The sequence below is a fragment of the Candidatus Darwinibacter acetoxidans genome, assembly GCF_041936445.1.
GTDB lineage: Bacteria > Bacillota > Limnochordia > Darwinibacteriales > Darwinibacteriaceae > DTU010.
On the sequence record NZ_JBHGXH010000052.1, the window covers coordinates 1 to 1,041 of the forward strand.

Annotated in this window: 3 protein-coding genes; all 3 read left to right on the top strand. The window is 61.3% G+C overall.

Annotation, left to right across the window (positions count from 1 at the left end; all coding sequences use genetic code 11):
* Positions 1–103 precede the first annotated feature (103 nt).
* The 3 genes from ACE4YL_RS02170 to ACE4YL_RS02180 are packed head-to-tail and all read left to right on the top strand — an operon-like array spanning position 104 to position 914.
* Entirely contained in the window at positions 104–433 is a 330-nt protein-coding gene (locus tag ACE4YL_RS02170) for a DUF1937 family protein (protein WP_461369086.1), read from the top strand.
* Positions 430–579 (top strand): hypothetical protein, encoded by a 150-nt coding sequence (locus tag ACE4YL_RS02175; RefSeq protein ID WP_461369087.1) that lies wholly within the window; start codon positions 430–432, stop codon positions 577–579. Before ACE4YL_RS02170 ends, ACE4YL_RS02175 begins: the two co-directional genes overlap by 4 nt.
* Positions 555–914, top strand: coding sequence for a hypothetical protein (locus ACE4YL_RS02180; protein WP_461369088.1), 360 nt, complete (start codon positions 555–557; stop codon positions 912–914). Before ACE4YL_RS02175 ends, ACE4YL_RS02180 begins: the two co-directional genes overlap by 25 nt.
* Positions 915–1,041: the final 127 nt, after the last annotated feature.

A 1,041-nucleotide genomic window follows, 5' to 3' on the forward strand; every position in this document is an offset into this window, starting at 1 on the left:
AGGCCGCCGAGCGGATCTTGCGGCATAGCGGGATCAAGGCCGTGGCGGTCGAGGCTACGAAAAACAGCGGCAACGGCAGAAAAAAGAAGGGGGGAGTGGGCCGATGAAAAGTATCTACATCTCCGGGCCCTACACTGCACCGGACCGCGAAGGTGAGGATAAAAACATCTTGACGGCGGCCCGGGTGGCAGCGGGGTATCTGCGCGACGGCTGGGCGATCTTCTGCCCGCATACCATGACTACGCTGATCGACCGCGAGTTTAACAGCGATCGGGCGATCGGCTATCAAGACTACCTCACCCTCGACCTCTATTGGCTGGCCAAATGCGACGCGATCCACATGCTGCCCGGCTGGCGGGATAGCAACGGGGCGACACTCGAATACCTGATGGCCAAGGCCCTGGGCCTGCAGATCCGGGGTGACGCACCATGACCACCACCGCGCTGATCTATCGCATGGTGATCGCCGTGATGGCCGGGGAGCCAACAGCGGAGCTTTACGAGCAGTACGTCAAGGAGCGGCGGCTGCATGTGACGGTGGCGGAGATCGTGGAGTGGAAGGAAAGGGAGAGCGCATGAGCCTACCCGAGAAAAAATATAAAACCATCTACGCTGATCCACCCTGGCCCGAGCGCGGCGGCGGCAAAATCAAGCGCGGCGCGGATGGAGGGGCGGAACCGGGGCGGCGGAAGAGGGGGCTTCGGCGAAAGAAGCGGCCCAAGATTCTACCGCCCTTCCGGGGCACAAGGACCGAAAGGGAGCGTCTGATCATCGAGGCGTTCGAGCGCGACCTGTTGCGGGCCGCTGACCGGTTCAAGGGAAGAGCGCCGGATATCGGGTCGTTTCTGGAGGCCTGGCGCGACGACCGGGCCAGTGAGGTGATCGAGATGATCGAAAGGGGAGTGCTGAGATGATCATCAGTTTATACCCGCTACGCTACGATAAATATACCTCCCGGCAGCAGCGTGAGAAGGTGATTGAGGAGATCCGGGAGCTGAAGGAAAGTGAGGGGTCAATATGACACCCGGGAGGGCTGAAGGG

Excerpts from the sequence above, each read along its gene's own strand:
- ACE4YL_RS02175 (WP_461369087.1), top strand. The coding sequence starts at position 430 with ATGACCACCACCGCGCTGATCTATCGCATGGTGATCGCCGTGATGGCC.
- ACE4YL_RS02170 (WP_461369086.1), top strand. The coding sequence starts at position 104 with ATGAAAAGTATCTACATCTCCGGGCCCTACACTGCACCGGACCGCGAA.